General features: G+C 60.7%; 24 protein-coding genes. 14 read left to right on the top strand and 10 right to left on the bottom strand.

Translation table 11 applies throughout. The features are described from left to right. Nucleotides 1-176: 176 nt before the first annotated feature. From ACR0J1_RS05195 to aspS, 4 genes are all read left to right on the top strand, one after another. Nucleotides 177-1,304, top strand: a complete 1,128-nt coding sequence (locus ACR0J1_RS05195) for an aminodeoxychorismate synthase component I (RefSeq protein WP_480731131.1) — start codon at nt 177-179, stop codon at nt 1,302-1,304. Then, nucleotides 1,259-1,906: an aminotransferase class IV family protein gene (locus ACR0J1_RS05190; protein WP_480731129.1), complete on the top strand. Its 648-nt coding sequence runs from the start codon at nt 1,259-1,261 to the stop codon at nt 1,904-1,906. Before ACR0J1_RS05195 ends, ACR0J1_RS05190 begins: the two co-directional genes overlap by 46 nt. Continuing rightward, a complete protein-coding gene (locus ACR0J1_RS05185) occupies nt 1,903-2,574 on the top strand; it encodes a CPBP family intramembrane glutamic endopeptidase (RefSeq protein ID WP_480731127.1) in 672 nt (223 codons plus the stop codon). The genes ACR0J1_RS05190 and ACR0J1_RS05185 overlap by 4 nt, the downstream gene beginning before the upstream one ends. Before the next feature lie 78 nt (nt 2,575-2,652). Then, nucleotides 2,653-4,428 (top strand): aspartate--tRNA ligase, encoded by a 1,776-nt coding sequence (gene aspS, locus ACR0J1_RS05180; protein ID WP_480731125.1) that lies wholly within the window; start codon nt 2,653-2,655, stop codon nt 4,426-4,428. Nucleotides 4,429-4,602: 174 nt separating this feature from the next. Here aspS and ACR0J1_RS05175 read toward each other — a convergent pair whose 3' ends face one another. Beyond that, nucleotides 4,603-5,319 carry a response regulator gene (locus ACR0J1_RS05175; RefSeq protein ID WP_480731123.1) on the bottom strand — a complete coding sequence of 239 codons (717 nt, stop codon included), beginning with the start codon at nt 5,317-5,319 and terminating at the stop codon, nt 4,603-4,605. Between the two features lie 136 nt (nt 5,320-5,455). Between ACR0J1_RS05175 and mce the strand changes: the two genes are divergently transcribed. Then, complete coding sequence (gene mce / locus ACR0J1_RS05170; RefSeq protein WP_480731121.1) at nt 5,456-5,860, top strand: methylmalonyl-CoA epimerase; 405 nt, start codon at nt 5,456-5,458, stop codon at nt 5,858-5,860. Nucleotides 5,861-5,865: 5 nt separating this feature from the next. Further along, a complete protein-coding gene (locus ACR0J1_RS05165) occupies nt 5,866-6,141 on the top strand; it encodes a DUF1467 family protein (RefSeq protein WP_480731119.1) in 276 nt (91 codons plus the stop codon). Nucleotides 6,142-6,144: 3 nt separating this feature from the next. On the opposite strand, the gene ACR0J1_RS05160 is transcribed toward ACR0J1_RS05165, so the two are convergent. The 3 genes from ACR0J1_RS05160 to ACR0J1_RS05150 form a co-directional block, all read right to left on the bottom strand. Further along, nucleotides 6,145-6,843, bottom strand: coding sequence for an EI24 domain-containing protein (locus ACR0J1_RS05160; RefSeq protein WP_480731117.1), 699 nt, complete (start codon nt 6,841-6,843; stop codon nt 6,145-6,147). Further along, nucleotides 6,840-7,418, bottom strand: coding sequence for a nitroreductase family protein (locus tag ACR0J1_RS05155; RefSeq protein ID WP_480731115.1), 579 nt, complete (start codon nt 7,416-7,418; stop codon nt 6,840-6,842). The genes ACR0J1_RS05160 and ACR0J1_RS05155 overlap by 4 nt, the downstream gene beginning before the upstream one ends. A 137-nt stretch (nt 7,419-7,555) precedes the next feature. Continuing rightward, complete coding sequence (locus tag ACR0J1_RS05150) at nt 7,556-7,804, bottom strand: hypothetical protein (protein ID WP_480731113.1); 249 nt, start codon at nt 7,802-7,804, stop codon at nt 7,556-7,558. A 120-nt stretch (nt 7,805-7,924) separates the two neighbouring features. Between ACR0J1_RS05150 and ACR0J1_RS05145 the strand changes: the two genes are divergently transcribed. The 5 genes from ACR0J1_RS05145 (at nt 7,925) to ACR0J1_RS05125 (ending at nt 9,860) form a co-directional block, all read left to right on the top strand. Continuing rightward, nucleotides 7,925-8,626, top strand: a complete 702-nt coding sequence (locus tag ACR0J1_RS05145) for a M48 family metallopeptidase (protein WP_480731112.1) — start codon at nt 7,925-7,927, stop codon at nt 8,624-8,626. Continuing rightward, a complete protein-coding gene (locus tag ACR0J1_RS05140) occupies nt 8,626-9,000 on the top strand; it encodes a YigZ family protein (protein WP_480731110.1) in 375 nt (124 codons plus the stop codon). Before ACR0J1_RS05145 ends, ACR0J1_RS05140 begins: the two co-directional genes overlap by 1 nt. A 64-nt stretch (nt 9,001-9,064) precedes the next feature. Next, entirely contained in the window at nt 9,065-9,316 is a 252-nt protein-coding gene (locus ACR0J1_RS05135) for a DUF6455 family protein (protein WP_480731108.1), read from the top strand. A gap of 16 nt (nt 9,317-9,332) precedes the next feature. After that, nucleotides 9,333-9,593: a DUF6455 family protein gene (locus ACR0J1_RS05130; RefSeq protein ID WP_480530977.1), complete on the top strand. Its 261-nt coding sequence runs from the start codon at nt 9,333-9,335 to the stop codon at nt 9,591-9,593. Nucleotides 9,594-9,602: 9 nt separating this feature from the next. Next, nucleotides 9,603-9,860: a DUF6455 family protein gene (locus ACR0J1_RS05125; protein ID WP_480731106.1), complete on the top strand. Its 258-nt coding sequence runs from the start codon at nt 9,603-9,605 to the stop codon at nt 9,858-9,860. A gap of 6 nt (nt 9,861-9,866) precedes the next feature. Here ACR0J1_RS05125 and ACR0J1_RS05120 read toward each other — a convergent pair whose 3' ends face one another. Further along, the gene (locus tag ACR0J1_RS05120) at nt 9,867-10,109 is read right to left on the bottom strand and encodes a CDGSH iron-sulfur domain-containing protein (protein ID WP_480731104.1); all 243 of its coding nucleotides are present in this window, start codon (nt 10,107-10,109) and stop codon (nt 9,867-9,869) included. Between the two features lie 216 nt (nt 10,110-10,325). On the opposite strand from ACR0J1_RS05120, the gene ACR0J1_RS05115 reads away from it, so the two are divergent. Both ACR0J1_RS05115 and ACR0J1_RS05110 read left to right on the top strand, forming a co-directional pair. Continuing rightward, nucleotides 10,326-10,514 carry a hypothetical protein gene (locus tag ACR0J1_RS05115; protein ID WP_480731102.1) on the top strand — a complete coding sequence of 63 codons (189 nt, stop codon included), beginning with the start codon at nt 10,326-10,328 and terminating at the stop codon, nt 10,512-10,514. Between the two features lie 133 nt (nt 10,515-10,647). Beyond that, a complete protein-coding gene (locus ACR0J1_RS05110; RefSeq protein WP_480731100.1) occupies nt 10,648-11,004 on the top strand; it encodes a diacylglycerol kinase in 357 nt (118 codons plus the stop codon). A 4-nt stretch (nt 11,005-11,008) separates the two neighbouring features. Here the strand turns inward: ACR0J1_RS05110 and rimO are convergent, their stop codons facing one another. After that, nucleotides 11,009-12,406: a 30S ribosomal protein S12 methylthiotransferase RimO gene (gene rimO, locus ACR0J1_RS05105; RefSeq protein WP_480731099.1), complete on the bottom strand. Its 1,398-nt coding sequence runs from the start codon at nt 12,404-12,406 to the stop codon at nt 11,009-11,011. A 93-nt stretch (nt 12,407-12,499) separates the two neighbouring features. Here rimO and ACR0J1_RS05100 point away from each other — a divergent pair, with 93 nt between their 5' ends. After that, nucleotides 12,500-14,428, top strand: a complete 1,929-nt coding sequence (locus ACR0J1_RS05100; RefSeq protein ID WP_480731097.1) for an AsmA family protein — start codon at nt 12,500-12,502, stop codon at nt 14,426-14,428. Between the two features lie 28 nt (nt 14,429-14,456). Here the strand turns inward: ACR0J1_RS05100 and ACR0J1_RS05095 are convergent, their stop codons facing one another. From ACR0J1_RS05095 to ACR0J1_RS05080, 4 genes are read right to left on the bottom strand one after another with little or no spacing between them, the layout of a single operon-like run. Then, a complete protein-coding gene (locus tag ACR0J1_RS05095) occupies nt 14,457-15,953 on the bottom strand; it encodes a phosphomannomutase/phosphoglucomutase (RefSeq protein ID WP_480731095.1) in 1,497 nt (498 codons plus the stop codon). A 15-nt stretch (nt 15,954-15,968) separates the two neighbouring features. Further along, nucleotides 15,969-16,802 carry a 3-deoxy-8-phosphooctulonate synthase gene (gene kdsA / locus ACR0J1_RS05090; RefSeq protein ID WP_480731093.1) on the bottom strand — a complete coding sequence of 278 codons (834 nt, stop codon included), beginning with the start codon at nt 16,800-16,802 and terminating at the stop codon, nt 15,969-15,971. A 6-nt stretch (nt 16,803-16,808) separates the two neighbouring features. Continuing rightward, on the bottom strand, nt 16,809-18,380 hold the full coding sequence (locus ACR0J1_RS05085; protein WP_480731091.1) for a KpsE/RkpR family capsule polysaccharide export protein: 1,572 nt from the start codon (nt 18,378-18,380) through the stop codon (nt 16,809-16,811). Next, on the bottom strand, nt 18,358-19,017 hold the full coding sequence (locus ACR0J1_RS05080) for an ABC transporter ATP-binding protein (RefSeq protein ID WP_480731089.1): 660 nt from the start codon (nt 19,015-19,017) through the stop codon (nt 18,358-18,360). The genes ACR0J1_RS05085 and ACR0J1_RS05080 overlap by 23 nt, the downstream gene beginning before the upstream one ends. Between the last annotated feature and the right edge of the window lie 207 nt (nt 19,018-19,224).

The following is a 19,224-nucleotide window of genomic DNA, read 5'->3' as shown; positions in this document are numbered from 1 at the left end:
GCCTTGTTCCTTCGATTGTCCGCGAGTCAGGGCACCGCCCCAGCGCCCAAATTGTCCTGCGTTATAGGGACCGCGCGAAAAGGTGCAAGAGGTATCGGAAACAAGGGTGAAATTGCCGCTTTCCCCCCTTTCCCCTGCTGGCGTATCCTCTATATCGCGCAGCACGGCAGATGAGGATGCACTTGCGTATTCGTTTCGATCAAGGACCAGCCGGGCGTGGTACCCGGTTTGACCGTCCCTCCCGGATCATCCGCGCGGATCAGGCGGAGGAGGTGCCCCAGGCTCTGGCGGCGCTGGATCAAGCGCGTGCGGATGGGGCATGGCTGGCCGGATATGCAAGCTATGAACTGGGCTATGTGCTGGAGCCGCGTTTGGCGGAGCGCCTACCCGCGGGGCGTCGGTTGCCGCTGCTGTGCTTTGGCGTGTTTGGAGAGCCTGATCGCGTTGGCCTGTCTGCCGACACCGGCGGCGTGAGCGCGTTTCAACCCCGCTGGGACGAGGCGCGTTATACGCGCGCCTTTCGCACGGTGCATGACGCTATCGGCGCGGGCGATATTTATCAGGCGAATCTGACCTTCCCCATAGACCTCGAAGTCAGCGGTGACAGTGTCGCGCTTTATGCCGCGCTGGCTGCGGGTCAGCCCGTGGGCCACGGTGCGCTGGTCGAGCAAGACGGGCTACCCGACCTGTTGAGCCGCTCGCCCGAACTATTCTTCCGCACCGATGCCGAGGGCCGGATCGAAACCCGCCCGATGAAGGGCACCCAGCCGCGCAGCGAAGACCCGGTCGAAGATGAACGTCGCCGCGCGTTTCTGACCTCGGACGAAAAGAACCGGGCCGAGAACCTGATGATCGTCGACCTGCTGCGCAACGATATCAGCCGCGTGGCGCTGGCCGGGTCCGTCAAGGTGCCCGAGCTGTTCAAGGTGGAAACCTATGCCACCGTTCATCAGATGGTCTCTCTGGTGCAGGCGCAGCTGCACCTTGGGGTGGGCCTGTCGGATATCCTGACGGCGCTGTTTCCCTGCGGCTCGATCACCGGTGCGCCCAAGATTCGCGCGATGGAGATTCTGTCGGAGCTCGAACCTTGGCCCCGCGATGTCTATTGCGGCACCATCGGTTGGGCCGCGCCAGACGGGCGGTCCGAATTCAACGTGGCCATCCGCACCCTCATGGTCGAAGACGGCAAGGCGACCCTGAACGTGGGCGGCGGCCTCGTCTGGGACAGCACCGCCCCATCGGAATATGAGGAGGCGCTATGGAAGGCCCGCTTCGCCCACCAGCTGACCCTGATTTCCGCCTGATCGAAACGCTTGCCTTTCGACCAGGGCAGGGATTCGTTCGGCTGGATCAGCACCTGGCGCGTATGGCGCGTTCTGCCCAGACCTTCGGGATTGCCTTCGACCGGGCTGCGGCGCTGAGGGCATTGCGCGGCGCGTCGGGCGATGTCCCGCTGCGCTGTCGCCTGACGCTGGACGCAGGCGGGAGTTTTGCGCTGACCACCGGAGCACTTGCTGAAAACCCGTCGCACTGGCGGGTAAGCGTGGCGGAGCAGCGCTTATCGTCGACGGATATCTGGTTGCGCCACAAAACCACTCGCCGCGTGGTCTATGATACAGCGCGGGCGGCTTTGCCCAAAGGTGTCGACGAGTTTCTGTTCCTGAATGAACGGGATGAGATGTGCGAGGGCACGATCACCAACCTGTTTCTTGATATGCCCGATGGCCGTCGCCTGACGCCAACATTGTCCAGCGGGGTTCTGCCCGGGGTCCTGAGGCAGGAAATGCTGGATCATAAGGTCGCGACCGAAACCGTGCTGACTTTGACCGATCTGCAAAACGCGCAAACGATGCATGTCGGCAATTCACTGCGGGGACTGATCCGGGCGGAGCTTGTAACACCGTGAGTAGACAAAGCGACTGGGCCTCACGCCCGACACAGGCCCAGCGGCTGAGGTTGGAATTCGGGCTGTTCTACATCGCCGTCCCGATTCTGATCGCGGTGCTGTTCCCGCCCGACTGGATGTTCCCCTCGCTCTTCGCGTTCACCGGGCTGGGCATCATCCTGTTGCATAATACGCCGGGCTTTTCCTGGGCCGAGCTGCGCTATGGTTGGCGCAATTGGTCCTGGGCCGAGGTCTTGCTGTTCACGATTGCGATGGCGGCCTTCTGTTCGGCGCTTGTGCTGATCGCGCGACCCGATGCGGCCTTTGGGCTGCTGAAACACCGGCCCGAGTTACTGGTGTTCATCTGGATCGGCTACCCGCTGGCCTCGGCCCTACCGCAAGAGCTGCTGTTTCGCACGCTGTTCTTCCGCCGCTACCACGCGATCCTGCCCGACGGGCGGCCTGCATATCTCTGGAATGCAACGCTGTTTTCGCTGGCGCATCTGATGTACTGGAGCTGGATCGTCGCTGCGATGACATTCGCCGGAGGGTTGCTGTTTGCATGGGCCTATCGCCAGCGCGGGTCGTTCCTGTACGCGGTTCTGTTGCATGCGATTGCGGGCAATATCATCTTTGCCGCCGGTCTGGGGGTCTATTTCTATTCCGGCAACGTGCAAAGACCGTTCTGACCGCCCGACCTGCCTTGACTTTCCAAGCCTGACAGGGTGTATCGGCGCGACGAATTCTGCGCCCGAAGGGATATTTTCATGCACGCCTATCGCAGCCACACCTGCGCCGCTCTGACCGCCGCCAATGTCGGTGAAACCGTCCGCCTGTCCGGTTGGGTGCATCGGGTCCGAGATCACGGCGGCGTGCTGTTCATCGACCTGCGCGACCATTTCGGCGTGACGCAGGTTCTGTGCGACGGCGACAGCGCCGCCTTTGCCGAGCTGGAAAAGGTGCGCTCTGAATGGTGTATCCGCATCGACGGAACGGTCAAAGCGCGCGATGCGGATTTGGTGAACCCGAAACTGCCGACCGGCGAGATTGAGGTTTATGTGCGCGAACTGGAAGTGCTGGGCGCCGCCGACGAACTGCCGCTGATGGTCTTCGGAGATCAGGAATACCCCGAGGAAACCCGCCTGCGCTATCGCTATCTGGACCTGCGCCGCGAGGCGATGCAGCAGAACATGACCCTGCGCTCCGACGTTGTGGCATCCATGCGCAAACGCATGTGGGATCAGGGGTTCCGCGAGTATCAAACGCCGATCATTACCGCCTCGTCGCCCGAGGGCGCGCGGGACTTCCTTGTGCCCTCGCGTCTGCATCCGGGCAAGTTCTATGCGCTGCCGCAAGCTCCGCAGCAGTTCAAGCAGCTGATCATGATGTCGGGCTTCGATAAGTATTTTCAGATCGCGCCGTGCTTCCGCGACGAAGACCCGCGCGCTGACCGCTCGCCGACCGACTTCTACCAACTCGACCTTGAGATGTCGTTTGTTGAGCAGCAGGACGTGTTCGACACGATCCAGCCCGTTCTGACCGGCGTGTTCGAGGAATTCGGCGGGGGCCGGAAGGTCGATCAGGAATGGCCGCAGATTTCCTACAAGGACGCGGCCCTTTGGTACGGCACCGACAAGCCCGACCTGCGCAATCCTATCAAAATGCAAGTGGTCTCTGACCACTTCCGCGATAGTGGCTTCGCGATTTTCGCGAAGCTGTTGGAGCAGGACGGCACCGAAATCCGTGCCATTCCCGCGCCAACGGGGGGCAGCCGCAAGTTCTGCGACCGCATGAACGCGTTTGCCCAGAAAGAGGGTCTGCCCGGTATGGGTTACATCTTCTGGCGCGATCAGGGCGAAGGGAGAGAGGCCGCAGGGCCTTTGGCCAAGAACATCGGGCCTGAGCGCACCGAGGCGATCCGTCAGCAACTGGGGCTGGATGTGGGTGATGCGGCGTTCTTCCTGGGCGGCAAGCCCAAGGCCTTTGAGAAGGTTGCCGGAAAGGCGCGCGACGTGATCGGCGATGAGCTTGGCCTGACCGAGAAAGACCGCTTTGCCTTTGCCTGGATTGTCGATTTCCCGATCTACGAGCAAGATGAAGAAACCGGCGCGATCGATTTCGAACACAACCCGTTCTCGATGCCGCAGGGTGGGATGGAAGCGCTGAACGGTAACCCTCTGGACGTGCGCGGCTATCAGTATGATCTGGCTTGCAACGGCTACGAGCTGGTCTCGGGCGCGATCCGGAACCACAAGCCCGAGATTATGTTGAAAGCCTTCGAGCTGGCTGGCTACGGCGAAGACGAGGTGAAATCCCGCTTTGGTGCCCTGTTCAACGCCTTCCACTACGGTGCCCCGCCGCACGGGGGCTGTGCGGCTGGTATCGACCGGATCGTGATGCTGCTGGCCGATGAAGCCAACATCCGCGAGGTCATGATGTTCCCGATGAACCAGCGCGCCGAAGACCTCATGATGGACGCGCCCTCTGATCCGACCTCGGATCAGTTGATGGAGCTGGGCCTGCGTATTATCCCGCAAGATTGATCGAACTCGCCCGCCCTGTGCGGGCGATTTTCGTTTTGGGGCGGCCGTAGTAATCACTCCAGCGGGTTTGCGATGTCCCGGCGATTGCTGCGGATGCCTTTCGCCGTCAGGCGGGTCTGACGATAAACCCAGATGCACAGAAGGCTTGCTGTCACGAAATAGGCCGTCAGCATTTCAGATCGCCTCCTGCCGTTCCAGCCGCTCCTGTACCAGCCCGGCGACCCGTGCCGCCTGTGCCGTCACTGGCGCGCCCTGCATCCGCGATTGTGTAAGTTGCCGCGCTGCGTCGGCCAGTACCGTGTCCTGTGCATCCCGCGCTACGCTTTGCAGAAACTGCGCGACATAGTCGAATGTGCGCTGATCGGTCGGACCCGTCAGCAGGTCGGCGATATGGGCCATGTCATCCTGATAAGCCAGCGGATCGGGATAGACGACCTCGTCCCGCACGGCCTCGAGCCCGCCGGGGCGCCGGTCTTCGGGCAGAAGTTCAAGGATGGTTTTCTGGAAATACCCGACCGAGCTGAGCGGTTTGGCCATAAACCCGTCGGCCCCCGCGCGCATCGCGGTCGATTTTGCGTTATCGTCACCCGACAACCCCAGTATAACGCTGATACGCGGCACCACATGGGTGAGTTCGGCGATCAGATCGGCCCCCGATCCATCCGGCAGCCCCATATCGACGATCAGGACCGAGGGGCGGTAGATTTGCAAATGCCGCCGCGCCGATTGCAGACAATCCGCCCGCCGGATACGGGCGCCGCTGTGCAGGCACATCAATCGAATTGCATCGCAGGCATAGCGGCTGTCTTCGACCACAAGGATCGTCTGACCCAGCAGCGGCCGCATCTTGGTGGCCAGCGCCGGAGCGGTGAATGGTCCCGAATCGTCCATGGCAGAACTCCTGATTAGCAGATGCCTCACGCTAGGAACTTCCGGCTAATACAGGGTTAACGCGCGTTTTGGCGCACTTGCCCTTTCACCGGACAGCCCGCATAACCGCTGCAACGCAGAACGGAAGGAGAGCTTCATGATCGGTCGTCTCAACCATGTTGCCATCGCGGTGCCTGATCTCGAGGCCGCCTCGGCCCAGTATCGCAACGCATTGGGTGCCAAGGTCGGCGCGCCGCAGGATGAGCCAGATCACGGGGTCACCGTTGTGTTCATCGAACTGCCCAATACCAAGATCGAACTGCTGTATCCCTTGGGCGAAAACAGCCCGATCAACGGGTTTCTTGAAAAGAACCCCGCCGGTGGCATTCACCATGTCTGCTATGAGGTCGAGGATGTCATAGCCGCGCGCGACCATCTGAAAGAGACCGGAGCGCGCGTGCTGGGAACCGGAGAGCCCAAGATCGGCGCCCACGGCAAGCCGGTTTTGTTCCTGCACCCCAAAGACTTCAACGGTTGCCTTGTTGAACTGGAACAGGTCTGACGCAGATGACGATCACGGCCGCGCTGGTTCTGTTTGCAGTCATTTGGTTCTTGACCCTGCTGGTCGTGCTGCCGGTGCGGATCAAGACGCAGGGTGATCTGGGCGATATCGTTCCGGGCACCCATGCGGGTGCGCCGGAAGTGCATCACATGAAGAAAAAGCTCTGGATCACCACTGGTATCACGGTGATCCTGTGGGCGATCATCGCAGGGATCATCATCTCAGGCGTGATCTCGGTGCGCGATTTCGATTGGCTGAACCAGTTGGAACCGCGCAACTAGCGCCTAGGCCCGCGGCCCCGATAGCCCGTGGTAGATGTGAGTGAACGTCGCAGCCCCGAGGATCGGGATCAGAAGGTTCACCAGCGGCACCGATAAAGGAATGGCCATCAGGGTACCCGCAGCCCAGATGGTCATGCTGTGTTTTGCCCGCAGCTTTCGCGCGCCCTCGCGCCCCAACCGGCGCATAGCGGCGAGGGTGAAATACTCTCGCCCCAGCAGAAAGCCGTTCATGCCCCAGAAAATAAACAGCGCAAACGGTGTGAAGAACGCATAGAGGATCAGCGCCAGAAGGTTGGCCACAATCAGCACGCCAAGAAAGCTGAGCGTGTCCCGCAACGCGTCACCGAACGGAATACGTTGCGCTGGCGGCAAACCAGCATAGTGTTTGTCCTCAACGGCTTGAGCCACTTCGTCCAGAAACATTGAGGTAATGGCCGAAGCGACAGGCACCATCAGAAACACCGACAGTACCATCATCAGCAGGAACGATGATACACTGAGCAGGTCGTTCAGCCATGTCACCTCACCGAGAATCGGCAGGGTGGCTTGCTCGCCGACCAACACGTTGATCAGCCATAGAAACCCCGCATAGGCCGCCACCAGCAGCGCAAAGGTTAGGCCAACACCCAGCAGCAGCACTTTGCGGAACCGGGGATCTCCGATCTGGCCCAGCGCCTGTAGGAAGGACTGGATGATGATCATTCGGAAACCCATTGTGTCAGGGCGGCGACATCGGGGCGGGGGCGCTCGGGCGGGGCTTTGCTCTCGGTTGCAATGTGGACAAAGCCCACGATGCGTTCGTTGTCCGCCAGACCCAAGGCATCCCGGCAGAACGCGCGATCATGGGCCTGCCAGCCGGACAGCCAATTGGCCCCCCAACCCGCAGCCAGAGCTGCGTTCAGCAGGCCCAGGCAGGCAGCCCCGGCCGAATAGGTCTGCTCGATCGCTGGCACCTTGTCCGAAGGTTTCTGCACTTCGATGACTGCCACAGCCAGATGCCCCATGTCGAACTGACTGCGGGCCTTGGCAATCTCTTCCGGGGGTTTGCCGAGCGCCTGACCACGGCTCTCGGTCAATTCTGCCAGGCGCGGCATGGCGCCCTTTTCGATCACGACAAACCGCCAGGGCTCCAGCTTGGCATGATCCGGGCTGCGTGCGGCGGCGGTGAGCAGCGGAAACAACTCGTCGCGGGTCGGGGCAGGAGCCACCAAAGTCTTGGCCGGTCGCGAGCGGCGCGCGTGCAGGAAATCCAGCGCGGCTTGGTTCTTGAGAGACATATGTTAATTTCCTTCACATGGGCGGTCTGTATGTCGGAGACCTGCCGTCCTCTTTCAAGGGCAAACTGCCCCCGAAAGGGTGACAAATTCAATCGGAAATACCGTCTGGGATCAGGTGTCCAGGTGCCTCGGAGGGATTATTCCCTTGGGCCGTCGGTCTCGCGTATCTGATAGACGCCTTCGGGCAGGTCCAGCGCTGCTGCCAGATCGCGCACCTGTTCGGGTGACAGGGTGATTTTCTGGATCTGATCGGTGCGGGGGTCCAATTGCTCGATCGTGACGCATTCGGCGAAGCTGTTGATCACAATATCTTCCTGTAAAGGCTTGGGGCCTTCATCCACCAGCGTAATGACCGTCGAGTCGAATTCGTGCTCAATAGAAAACATATCCGCAGACTGCCGATCACGAGACCGTAATGCAACCCGGCAGCGACGGAATCCAATGTGGCCCACCCCGACAAGCCGCGCTATGGTTGCCTGCGGTCAAAGTGACTGAAAGGAACCCGAATGCGCCGTCTTGCCTTGATGCTGGTATTGTTGCTGGCGGCGTGCGAGTCCCCCTCGCTTGTGGCTGTTCCGGCTGAGAGGTGGCAGCCATCGTCATCCGACCAGAAGGCCACCGCCCGCAGCTTTGAACAAGTCAGCCGCGCTGTTGGCGAGGCGGCGGGCCGGGAATGTCGCCGCCGGGCGCGTTCGGCCAATTGCGATTTTGTCATTCTGGTCGATCTCGACCCCCGCGCCCCGGCAAATGCGTTTCAGACCGTGGACGAGGATGGCCGTCCATTGATCATTTTCACCCAACCGATGATCCGCTCGGCGCAGAACGCGGACGAGCTGGCCTTTGTCATGGGGCATGAGGCGGCGCATCACATTCTGGGCCACATCGCCCGGCAGGCCCAGAACGCCAAGGACAGCGCCCGCATCTTTGGCGAACTGGCCCGCAATCAGGGGCAGGATGCGGCCGGGGTCGAGCGGGCGCAGGAACTGGGCGCCAAGGTCGGCGCGCAGACCTATTCCCGAGAGTTCGAGCTGGAAGCGGACCGGCTGGGCACGGTTATCACCTATTCGGCAGGGTATAATCCGCTGACCGGCATGAATTTCTTTCAGCGCATCCCGGATCCCGGGGATCGCTTTCTGGCTACACACCCGCCCAACGCCAAACGGGTCGAGGCGGTTCTGCAGACCGCCCGACAGTTGGGTCCGCAATAATGACCGAATTGACTCAACTGGGCGTGGTGCTGAGCGATCGCGGCTCGAAATATGCCGTGACAGGCGCGCGCGCCACCAGCCGGGCCGAGGTGGATGCGGTTCTGGCCGCGCTGAAATCTGACAAGGCTTACGCGAAGGCGACCCATAATACATGGGCCGCCGTCTTGCCGACCGGTGCGCTGAAGGCCGACGATGGCGAGGCCGGCGCGGCGATGGTGATCCTGCGGATGATGGAACGCGCCGAACTGTCCGATCACGTCATCATCGTAACCCGCTGGTATGGCGGCAAGAAACTGGGCGGTGATCGCTTCCGCCGGGTGCAGGATGCGACGCGGGCCTATCTTGATCACCTCGCGGGCCGGGCATTGACCTGAGTCAAGGGGGGCGTTGGCCAAATCGGTTAGGTTCCCGGCACGTGTGCAGGGGAAAGGAAACCGTATGTCCCACCGCAAAAAGCTGCGACATCACGCAGGCCTTGTCGACGAGATGGCCACAGCGCTGGGTGTTGATCTGCAGGAGGCTTCCATCAGCGGGGCGGTGCGGTTGGACGAGATATCGGATGCAGTCCTTCGCTGTACGGAATGTGCAAATCCGGGGCATTGCGAGGCGTTTCTGGCCGGAAAACCAGACGCGGTCCGCGCGCCGGAATATTGCCGCAACCAGGAATTGTTGAACAGGCTGATGCCGTAACGGGAAAGGTGCCGTCATGCCGCGATTGGGACAGATCATGACTCATCTTCGTCTGGTCCTGCGGATGGGCCGGGTGACCGGAACCGACATCGTGTCAGCGCATCGCGAAGGACGGCTGACACAAGAGGAATGGGCCGAAATGGTCGCCCTCTGCCGTGGATGTGAATGGGCCCGGGCCTGTCCCGATTGGCTGAATGAGAATGAAACCGCTGAACAGGCGCCGTGCACCTGCCCCAACCGGGCCCGGTTCGCCGCGCTGAAAGCCGGAAACACGTAAGGTGAACAGATGGCACAGATACCGCTTGGCGAGATCGAGAAGCACTTTTGGCTGACGCGATCTGTGGCGCGCTGCATGGGCGTTTCGCTGACCGAGGCAATGGCCGAGGGCAAGCTGACAGAGCATGATTATGCCCAGATGGTCACGCGCTGCCGCGCATCGGGTTGCAATGAACGATGCCTGATCTGGTTGGCCTCACAACAGGCAAGCGCCACCGCCGCGCCCGATTTCTGCGCTAATGCGCAGGCGTTCAACGAACTGGTGTAACACCGGTCAGAGCTTGCTGTGCGATCCGTCGCACAGCGGCGGGTTTGCACTGTGCTTGCAGCCGCAGAAAAACACTTTCTTGCTGGCCTCGGCGGTGTATTTCACGGGTTCGAATCCGGTGTCCTTGTGAGACCCATCGCAGAAGGGCTGGCGCTGGGATTTGCCGCAGGCGCACCAGAAATAGGTCTTGCCCTCGGTGACTTCGACCGGAAAGGGGGCGTTCTGCGCGATGATTGGCGCGTCTGACATTTGGCTTCTCCGTCATTGGCTGATGTCAGGTCTTGAGTTTAGGGCAGGCCAGACAAAAGGGTAGCCCGCATCCGCAGGGTCGTGCCGCCAGCGTTGTTTCGCCTTTAATCACGGCAACGTGATCGACACGGTTGCCAGATGAAACTCTTGGTCTTATTCTGATACTGGCCCCGAAAAATTGGGCAATATCAGAAAAGTAATAGAGGATTGACGGACATGAAACTGAAATTTGCTGCCATCTGCGCCACAGCTGTTGTTCTGACTGCGTGCTCGCAGCAGGAAGAACCGACCCCGGTCTACATCCAGCCCGATTATGACAAGTTCGGCACGCCCAGCTGTGCGGCGGGTTATGAGCTGGCCACCACCGAAGCGGGTCAGACTGTCTGTAATCCGGTGACCCAATAAGCCATTCGCAGACGGTCCCGGTTGGGGCCGTCTGCATTTCTGCCGCATGGGTGCCGCCCTTGGGGGCGGTTTTTTCTTGCCTTTCTGTCGCCGTCACTGAACCTGAGGGGCAGAGTTTCGACCGGAAAGACATATGCGCAATTTCTTCAACCGCCTGTGCGACCGCACCCGCTGGAGTTGGCAGGGCCTGCGCGCCACGTGGCGCGATGAATATTCTTTTCGCAGCTGGGGGTGGGCCAATCTGATCTCGGTCTTACTTGCCTTTCTGTTGCCATTGGGCCCGACGGATCGGGCTCTGATCCTGATCATGGGCGTCTTGGTTCTGGTTGCGGAGCTGTTCAATACCGCCATCGAACGTGCGGTTGATCATACCTCTACCGAACAGAACCCTTTGGCCGGGCAAGCCAAGGATGCTGCCAGTGCTGCGGTTGCGCTGACAGCTATCGCTGCGGGTGTTGCGTGGGTGTTTGCGCTGGTCGGGTTGCTCTGAGCGCTCAGGTCTTGGGCAGCAGACGCCCCCACAGGTCGTATTCCCCGGCCTCATCCACCTCGACCTGAACGATGTCGCCGGGCTTCAGACCCTCGAACCCCTCGTCAATGAACAGGTTTCCGTCGATCTCGGGCGCATCGGATTTGGTGCGGCAGGTTGCGGCCTCGTCATCGACCTCATCGACGATCACGTCCAGTGTCTGGCCGACCTTGGCGGCCAGCTTCGCCTCGGAAATGGCCTGCGCCTTTTCCATGAAACGATCCCAACGCTCTTGCTTGATCTCGGCTGGGACGTGATCGGGCAGGTCGTTTGACCGGGCGCCATCGACGTTTTCGTATTGAAAACAGCCGACGCGATCCAGTTGCGCCTCATCCATCCAGTCCAGCAAGGTCTGGAATTCGGCCTCGGTCTCGCCGGGATAGCCGACGATGAAGGTCGAGCGCAGGGTGATATCGGGGCAGGTGGCCCGCCATGCCGCGATCTCATCCAGCGTTTTGGCCCCAGCCGCCGGGCGCGCCATGCGTTTCAGCACATCCGGATGGGCGTGCTGGAACGGGATATCGAGATAAGGCAGCACATTGCAGCCCGTATCCGCCATCAGCGGGATCAACTCGCGCACATGAGGGTAGGGGTAGACATAGTGCAGCCGCACCCAGGCATCGAACTGGCCCAGTTCGCGCGCCAGATCGGTGATGTGGCTGCGCACCTCGCGGTCTTTCCACGGGTTCACATCGTATTTGCGATCCAGCCCATAGGCTGAGGTGTCCTGCGAGATCACCAGCAATTCGCGCACGCCATTATCCACCAGTTTCTCTGCCTCGCGCAGCACCGCATGAGCCGGACGGCTGGCCAGCTTGCCGCGCATATCGGGGATGATGCAGAACTTGCACTTGTGGTTACAGCCCTCGGAAATCTTGAGATAGCTGTAGTGGCGCGGAGTCAGCTTGACGCCCGAGGCGGGCAGCAGATCGACATATGGGTTCGGGTCGGGCGGCACAGCGGCATGGACGGCATCCAGCACCTGTTCGTACTGGTGCGGCCCCGTGACCGCCAGAATGCGCGGATGATGTTCACGGATATAGTCAGGCTCGGCCCCTAGACATCCCGTCACGATGACCTTGCCGTTTTCGACCAGCGCCTCGCCAATGGCTTCGAGCGATTCAGCTTTGGCGCTGTCGAGAAACCCGCAGGTGTTCACAATCACGGCATCGGCCCCGGCATAATCCGGCGAAATACCGTATCCTTCGGCGCGCAGCCGGGTCAGAATCCGCTCGCTGTCGACCAGCGCCTTGGGGCATCCCAAAGACACCATCCCAAGGGTGGGCTGGCCGCGGCGGGCCGTTTCGGTGATCTGCACCGAAGGGGCCAGATCAGGGCGGAGGTTTGGCGGGTTCGTACTCATGGCCGGGCATATAGAGGGGAAAGCTTCCCCTTGCAAATGCCGCCCGCACAGGGCTGACTTGCAGTAGAGCAGATAAGCCGGAAAGGCAGACCGATGAAGTGGCTCATTCGTATTGTTTTTCTTCTGGTTGCGGCCTTCGGGTTGGTAATTGGCGCGTTGCTGCTGATGCCGGGTGACAAGCTGGCGACCATTCTGGCGGAACAGGTCAAGGCGCAGACAGGCCGTGACCTGACCCTGTCGGGCGATGTGCGGTTGTCGTTCTGGCCGGTTCTGGGCATGGAGACGGGTCCCGTCACCTTCGGCAACGCCCCCTGGGCCGGGTCCGAGCCGATGGTCAGCGCACAAAGTCTGGCCGTGGGGATTGATGCCGCTGCCTTGATGTCCGGCGACATCCGCATCAAACGGGTGCTGGCCGAAAGCCCTGTTCTTCGACTTGAACGCACCGACGGGCGCGGGAATTGGGAGCTGCACCAGCCCGGAAACTCGGACGTCTCCGGTGTATCGGCGCAAGCGGTCGAGAGTCGCCCGATCACGCTGGAACGGCTGGAACTGACCGGAGCTCGGCTGATTTACCTTGAAAACGGCGCGGTCAGCATGGATTTCGCCAATGTCGACCTGTCCGCCCGCTGGCCGGATATCACCGATCCGATGCAGATGCAGGCCAGTATGCCCGTGCCCGGCGGTGCGGTTGAGGTTGACCTGACAATCCCCGATTTGCCTGCCTTTTCGAGCGGGGTAGCGACACCGCTGGACCTGAGCCTGACCGCGCCGGGCGGAGATGTTCAGTTCTCGGGTCGGGTGAATTTGGCCGGAGAAATGGATGGCAAGACTACGGTCACAGCACGCGACACCCACAAGATGCTGACAGCCTTCGGGCAGGGCGGTGTGCAGGTGCCCGAGGGGCTGGGGCAGGTGGCCTCGGTTTCGGGGCAGATGACCTATACCAGCGATGGTCGGATTTCGCTGCGCGATATGACCACCGTGCTCGACAGTAATCGGCTAGACGGAGAGGCGGATATCCAGATCGCAGATCCACCGCAGATCACCGCGCGCCTCAAGGCCGGGGGCCTTGATCTGTCGAAGGTCGCAGGCGAGGGCGCGTCGGGCAGTGGTTCGGGGTCGAACAAATGGTCAAAACAGCCGATCGATGCGTCGTTTCTGGCGCTGGCCAATGGGACCATCCGGCTGCAGGCCGACTCGATTTCGGTGCCGGGGATGCAGTTTGGTCAGAGCGACCTGACGCTTGAACTCGACCGGTCGCGCGCGGTGCTCAGGATGCAGCCGGCCTCGCTGTTTTCCGGGCAGTTGAACGGGCAGGTCGTGGCCAATAATCGCAATGGTCTGTCGGTTGGCGGCAATATCAAGGCCGACAATATCGACATCAAAGAGGCACTGACCACCTTGGGTGATATCACGCGCCTATCCGGCACGGGCTCGGGCACGCTGGAGTTTCTGGGCGTCGGGCAGACCGAGGATCAGATCATGCGCTCGCTCAGCGGGAAGGGCAGTATCGCGGTGGGCAAGGGCGTGATCTCGGGGCTCGATCTTGACCGGTTGATGGGCCGGGGTAAGGGCTCGGGCGGGACGACCGTGTTCAACAGCCTGACGGCCAGTTTCACGATGCAAAACGGCGATCTGACAAATAACAATCTGCTGATGCAGTTGGACAATTTCCGAGCCGATGGTGCAGGCCGTGTCGGACTGGGCGCGCGGGACATCGACTATCTTTTCACCCCCGTCGCCCTGCGGGCCAATTCCGGTCAGGGCATCTCGGTCCCGGTGCGGATCGTGGGGCCATGGAGCAACCCGTCGATCAAACCTGACCTCACCAAGGTCATCGAGGCGGCGGCAGAGGGTAAGCTCAAGGACCTTGAAGATGACGCCAAAGGCAAAGTTCTGAAAAAGGTCGGTGACGAGCTGGATACGACCATCACCGACACGGAACAGGTCGAGGATGCGTTGAAGAAGAAGCTTGAGGACGAGGCCAAGAAAGGCCTTCTGAAGCTGTTCGGCGGGGATTGATGCGGGGGCGTATCACGCCCCCGCATCATCAGATCGTCTGATCGTAGTCGCCAACGCCGGGTTCGGTGCGGATCACAGCGTCGATATCGGCAAAGATCGCGCGCATCTCGGCTTCGCTCTCGCTGCTTTCGCAGACCACAACAAGGTTCGGGGTGTTGGACGACGCGCGCACCAGCCCCCAGCTGCCATTGTCCAGAATGACCCGCGCGCCGTTGACTGTGACGACCTCTTTGATCGCGCGGCCCGCGAGGGTTTCTCCCGCGTCGGCCTTTGCGACCAGCTTGTCGACCAACCGTTGCAGAATATCGTACTTCTCGGTATCGGCGGCATAGGGCGACATGGTGGGGGTCGACCAGGTCTTGGGCAGCGCCTTGCGCAGGTCCGACATGCTTTGATCCGGGTTGCGATCCATCAGCTTGCAGATTTCCACCGCCACACGCATACCGCAGTCATATCCGCGTCCGACCGGTTCGGCCAAGAAGTAGTGACCGGATTTCTCGAACCCAGCCAGCGCGCCAATTTCCTTGACCCGGCGCTTCATATGGCTGTGGCCGGTCTTCCAGTAATCGGCCTTGACCCCACGTGCCTTCAACTCGGGGTCGCTGGCAAAAAGGCCGGTGGATTTCACATCCGCGACAAAGGTCGCGTTTGGATACAGTTTGGCCAGATCGCGCGCCATGATGACGCCAACCTTATCGGCAAAAATCTCCTCGCCTTCATCATCCACGACGCCGCAGCGATCACCGTCACCGTCGAACCCCAACGCCAGATCGGCGCCGCTGGCTTTGACCGTGTCGGCCATGTCGTGCAGCATTTCCATGGCTTCGGGGTTGGGGTTGTAGTTGGGGAAGGTATAGTCCAGCTGCGTGTGGCTGGGCACAACCTCAACGCCGATACGTTCAAAGATCTCTGGTGCAAAGGCGGCGGCGGTGCCGTTGCCGGTGGCGCAGACAACCTTCAGCGGGCGAGACATTTTGAAGTCACCGACCAGATCTTCGATATAGGCTTCTTTTACGCCGTCGACGAATTCATAGGACCCACCCGGGCGCGCGACCCCTTCACCGTTCAGGACGATGTCACGCAGTTCCGACATCTCATCCGGGCCGTGGGTCAGCGGGCGGTCAAAGCCCATCTTGACGCCAGTCCAGCCGTTCGGGTTGTGGCTGGCGGTGACCATCGCGACTGCGGGCACATCCAGATGGAACTGCGCAAAATAAGCCATTGGGCTGAGCGCCGGGCCGATATCCTTGACCTGAATACCGGCCTGCATCAGCCCCACGATCAGCGCGTTTTTGATCGACAGCGAATAGTCGCGATAGTCATTGCCCACCGCGATCACCGGTTCGATCTCGCGTTTGTGCATCTGGGTGCCCAGACCCAGACCAAGGGCGGTCATGCCCGGCAGGTTGATCTCATCCGGGTATTTCCAGCGCGCGTCGTATTCGCGGAAGCCGGTGGGTTTGATCATCGGGTCGCGCAGAAAGCTCCAGGTGTTCGGGGTCACCTCGGCAAGGGGTTTGGTCATTACAAATCTCAATCGTTAAATCTGGATGGGGTTTTCTTTGGCAAGGGCATCAAAGCGCATCAATGTGTCAATCAGATGGCTCATCTGATCCAGCGGGATCATGTTCGGCCCATCCGAGGGCGCGCTGTCGGGATCCTGATGCGTCTCGATGAAAAGAGCGCCAACACCCAGCGAGACCGCCGCCCGCGCCATGACCGGCGCAAACTCCCGCTGGCCGCCAGAGGACCCGCCCTGACCGCCGGGCTGCTGCACCGAGTGGGTCGCATCCATGACGACGGGATAACCCGTCTTCGCCATCTGCGGCAGCGAACGCATATCTGCAACCAGAGTGTTGTAGCCAAACGAAGTCCCGCGCTCGGTCAGTAGGATGTTCTGATTGCCGGTGCTTTCGATCTTGGTGACAATGTTGGGCATCTCCCACGGGGCCAGAAACTGCCCCTTCTTCACGTTCACGGCTTTGCCGGTATTGCCCGCCGCCAGCAGCATATCTGTCTGGCGGCACAGAAACGCCGGGATTTGCAGAATGTCGACGGCCTCGGCCGCAATCGCGCACTGAGCTTCGGTATGAACGTCGGTCAGAACCGGGATGCCCATCGTCTTGCGAATATCGCCGAGAACCTGCAGCCCGGCATCAATACCCATGCCGCGCTTGCCCGATAGCGAGGTGCGGTTGGCCTTGTCATAGGACGCCTTGAATACGTACTGCGCGCCAGCGGCGTCGCAGGCCTCTTTCATGGTGCCTGCGATCATCTGGGCGTGATCGGCAGTTTCAAGTTGGCAGGGGCCAGCGATGATGGTCAGCGGAAGATCGTTGCCAACCGTCAGGTCGGCGATTTTTATATGTTTCATGGGTCTTTACGAGGATACCTGTTCACGAAGGACCGACGCGGTAAGCGAGATCATCAGGTAGATACCAGCAAATAACAGGAAAGCCAAAATCGTATTTTCGAACTTGCGCGGGTAGCTGGGTTCCTGACTGGGAACCGGGTTCACCGAGACGGTCAGATAGCGCACCTTGCGGTTGGCCTCGGTCCGGGTCGCTTCCATTTGCTGCATAGCGGTTTGCAGCATCATGTCCCGGGCCACCAGATCGGCCTGTGCCATCTGAATGCGCACGCTCAACCGCGCCAGCGAGTTTTCGCCTGCGGAAACATCCAGCATCTCGGCATTCAGCTCTTCCAGCACCGCTTCCAGACGCGCGATATCTGCACGGGTGCCGTCCACCTTGGCCTGATTGGGGCGCAAGTTGTCCAATAACGCTGCCAGTTGCAGTTCCTTGTCCTGCAACTCGACCTCGACCTGATCAATGCGTCCGCGCAGGCTGGCGATTACGCTTTCGGGGTCCAGAATCGCACCTTGCAATTGCAGTTCGATCAAGTCCTCTTGTGCTTGCCTGCGGGCGTCTTGTGCAGCCTCAAAGCTCTCAACTGCGTCGCGCATCTGGTCTTCGCGTTTTTTCTCGGACAGAGAGTTCACCCTGTCCTCGGAGTAGGAAATCAGTCGCTCGGAAAACAAGGTCGAAGTCGCCGGGTCAGGGGCGGCGACCTCCATCCTGATCACGCCCTCGGTTGGGTCATATCCGATCGTGATCATGCGCTTGAAGGTCTTGTAGGCATCTTCCAGCGTTGCGTCCGGGGCCAGACGCTGGATCGGGTCGATCCAGTCCTGTTTGTACACATCGGTAAAGCCCGCGTCGCGATCCAGCAGAAGTAGTGCCTCTTTCGATTCCAGAAACGACTGGACCGAGATCGAATCCTGCGTCGTGGCGAATTGAGTGCCCGCCAGCAGCCCGCCGATACTGCCCGGTCCGCCATCGGCCTGCAGGATCAGGAATTCGGAATCGCTGGCGTACATCGGGGTTGCGATACGGTAGAAATAGAAGCCCACGATCAATGTGGGCAGCAGCACAAAGGCGGCCAGCCGCGCAAACAGCCCCATCAGCTTGCGGCGACGCCTGCGCGCGATGTCCTTCTGAATCTTGCCGATTTCAAATTCACGCCGCTGAGCCGGGCTGAGTTCGGGTCCGGGCAGGTTCTTTTGCGACTCTTTGGCGGTCTGGGGCAGTTGGATCTTGATATTGTCCTGCGCGCCTTGTCCCGCGGGTTCGACCGCGGCCAGGTCCAGCAGATTGGCCCGCTGAAACGGATCGATCCCCTTGAGACGCAGCAGACGCACCGCGTCATAGTCCGAGGTTGCCGCCAAGCCGTTCTTCTGCGCCAAGCGTCGCGCCACGCGCAGCTGGCGGCCGGTCAGCCCCTCTTGCTTGATGGCCTCCAACTCGGTTCCCGGCTGCGGATCATTCGCCGCCTCGGGCGTCTGCGTTGCCGCGCGGATACGGGCCATAGCATCGGCGCGCGCCTCTGCCGTGCCCTCGCCGCTGGGAGAGCGGTCAGGGTTATATTTCCTAGCCTTGGGTTTGGTAGTCATAAAGCTGCTTCGCCTCTTCCAAGGTTTCAAACATATAAAGCTGGCCGTCCAGCAGCACCGCCGCCTGCCGCGCGAATTTCTCAAGCACCGCAGGGTTGTGCGAGACAATCACCAGCGTCGTGGTGCGCAGGCGTTCCTGCAGAATATCCCCGGCCTTCTTGTTGAATTCCACATCCGTTGTCGAGGGCATCCCTTCGTCAATCAGATACATATCGAAATCCAGCGCAAGCATCAGCGCGAAGGTGAACCGCGCCCGCATCCCGGCGGAATAGGTGCCCAGCGGCTGGTTGAAATATTCACCCAGATTACACAGCCAGCTACAGTAGGCTTCGACATAATCGGGGTCCATGCCGTAGATCTTTGCGATGTACCGCGCGTTCTCCAAGGCTGAAAGCCGCTTGGCCACTCCGCCGGTGAAGCCCATAGGGAACGACACCCGGCAGTCACGCCGGATCACACCTTCGTCAGGTTTTTCCAGCCCCGCCATCATGTTGATCAGGGTGGTCTTGCCGGTGCCATTGGGGGCCAATACGCCCAACGAGGTGCCAAGTTCGACCCGGAACGATACTCGATCCAGAATCACCTTGCGGCGGGTTCCGGTCCAGAAGGACTTGCTGACATTGTCAAATTCCAGCATGCGCGGCCTGTAGATCGCTCGAAGTTTTGTCGGTTTGAAAGCGTGGGTGCTACCGATCCATGTTGGCCACATTATGTCGAAATATGAAACAAATGATCAATGCGCATCCGGGGTCATGACGACGAAGTGTTGCAGCGCGCACTTGATATCGGCAGGGGCGTGGGGTCCCGCCGCCTTGACCCAGTGTAATTTGCAGCGCCTGATGGC

Source organism: Ruegeria sp. CJ3, assembly GCF_056536725.1.
Note: the sequence above shows the minus strand (reverse complement) of the source record. Positions and strands in the feature narration are given on the sequence as shown.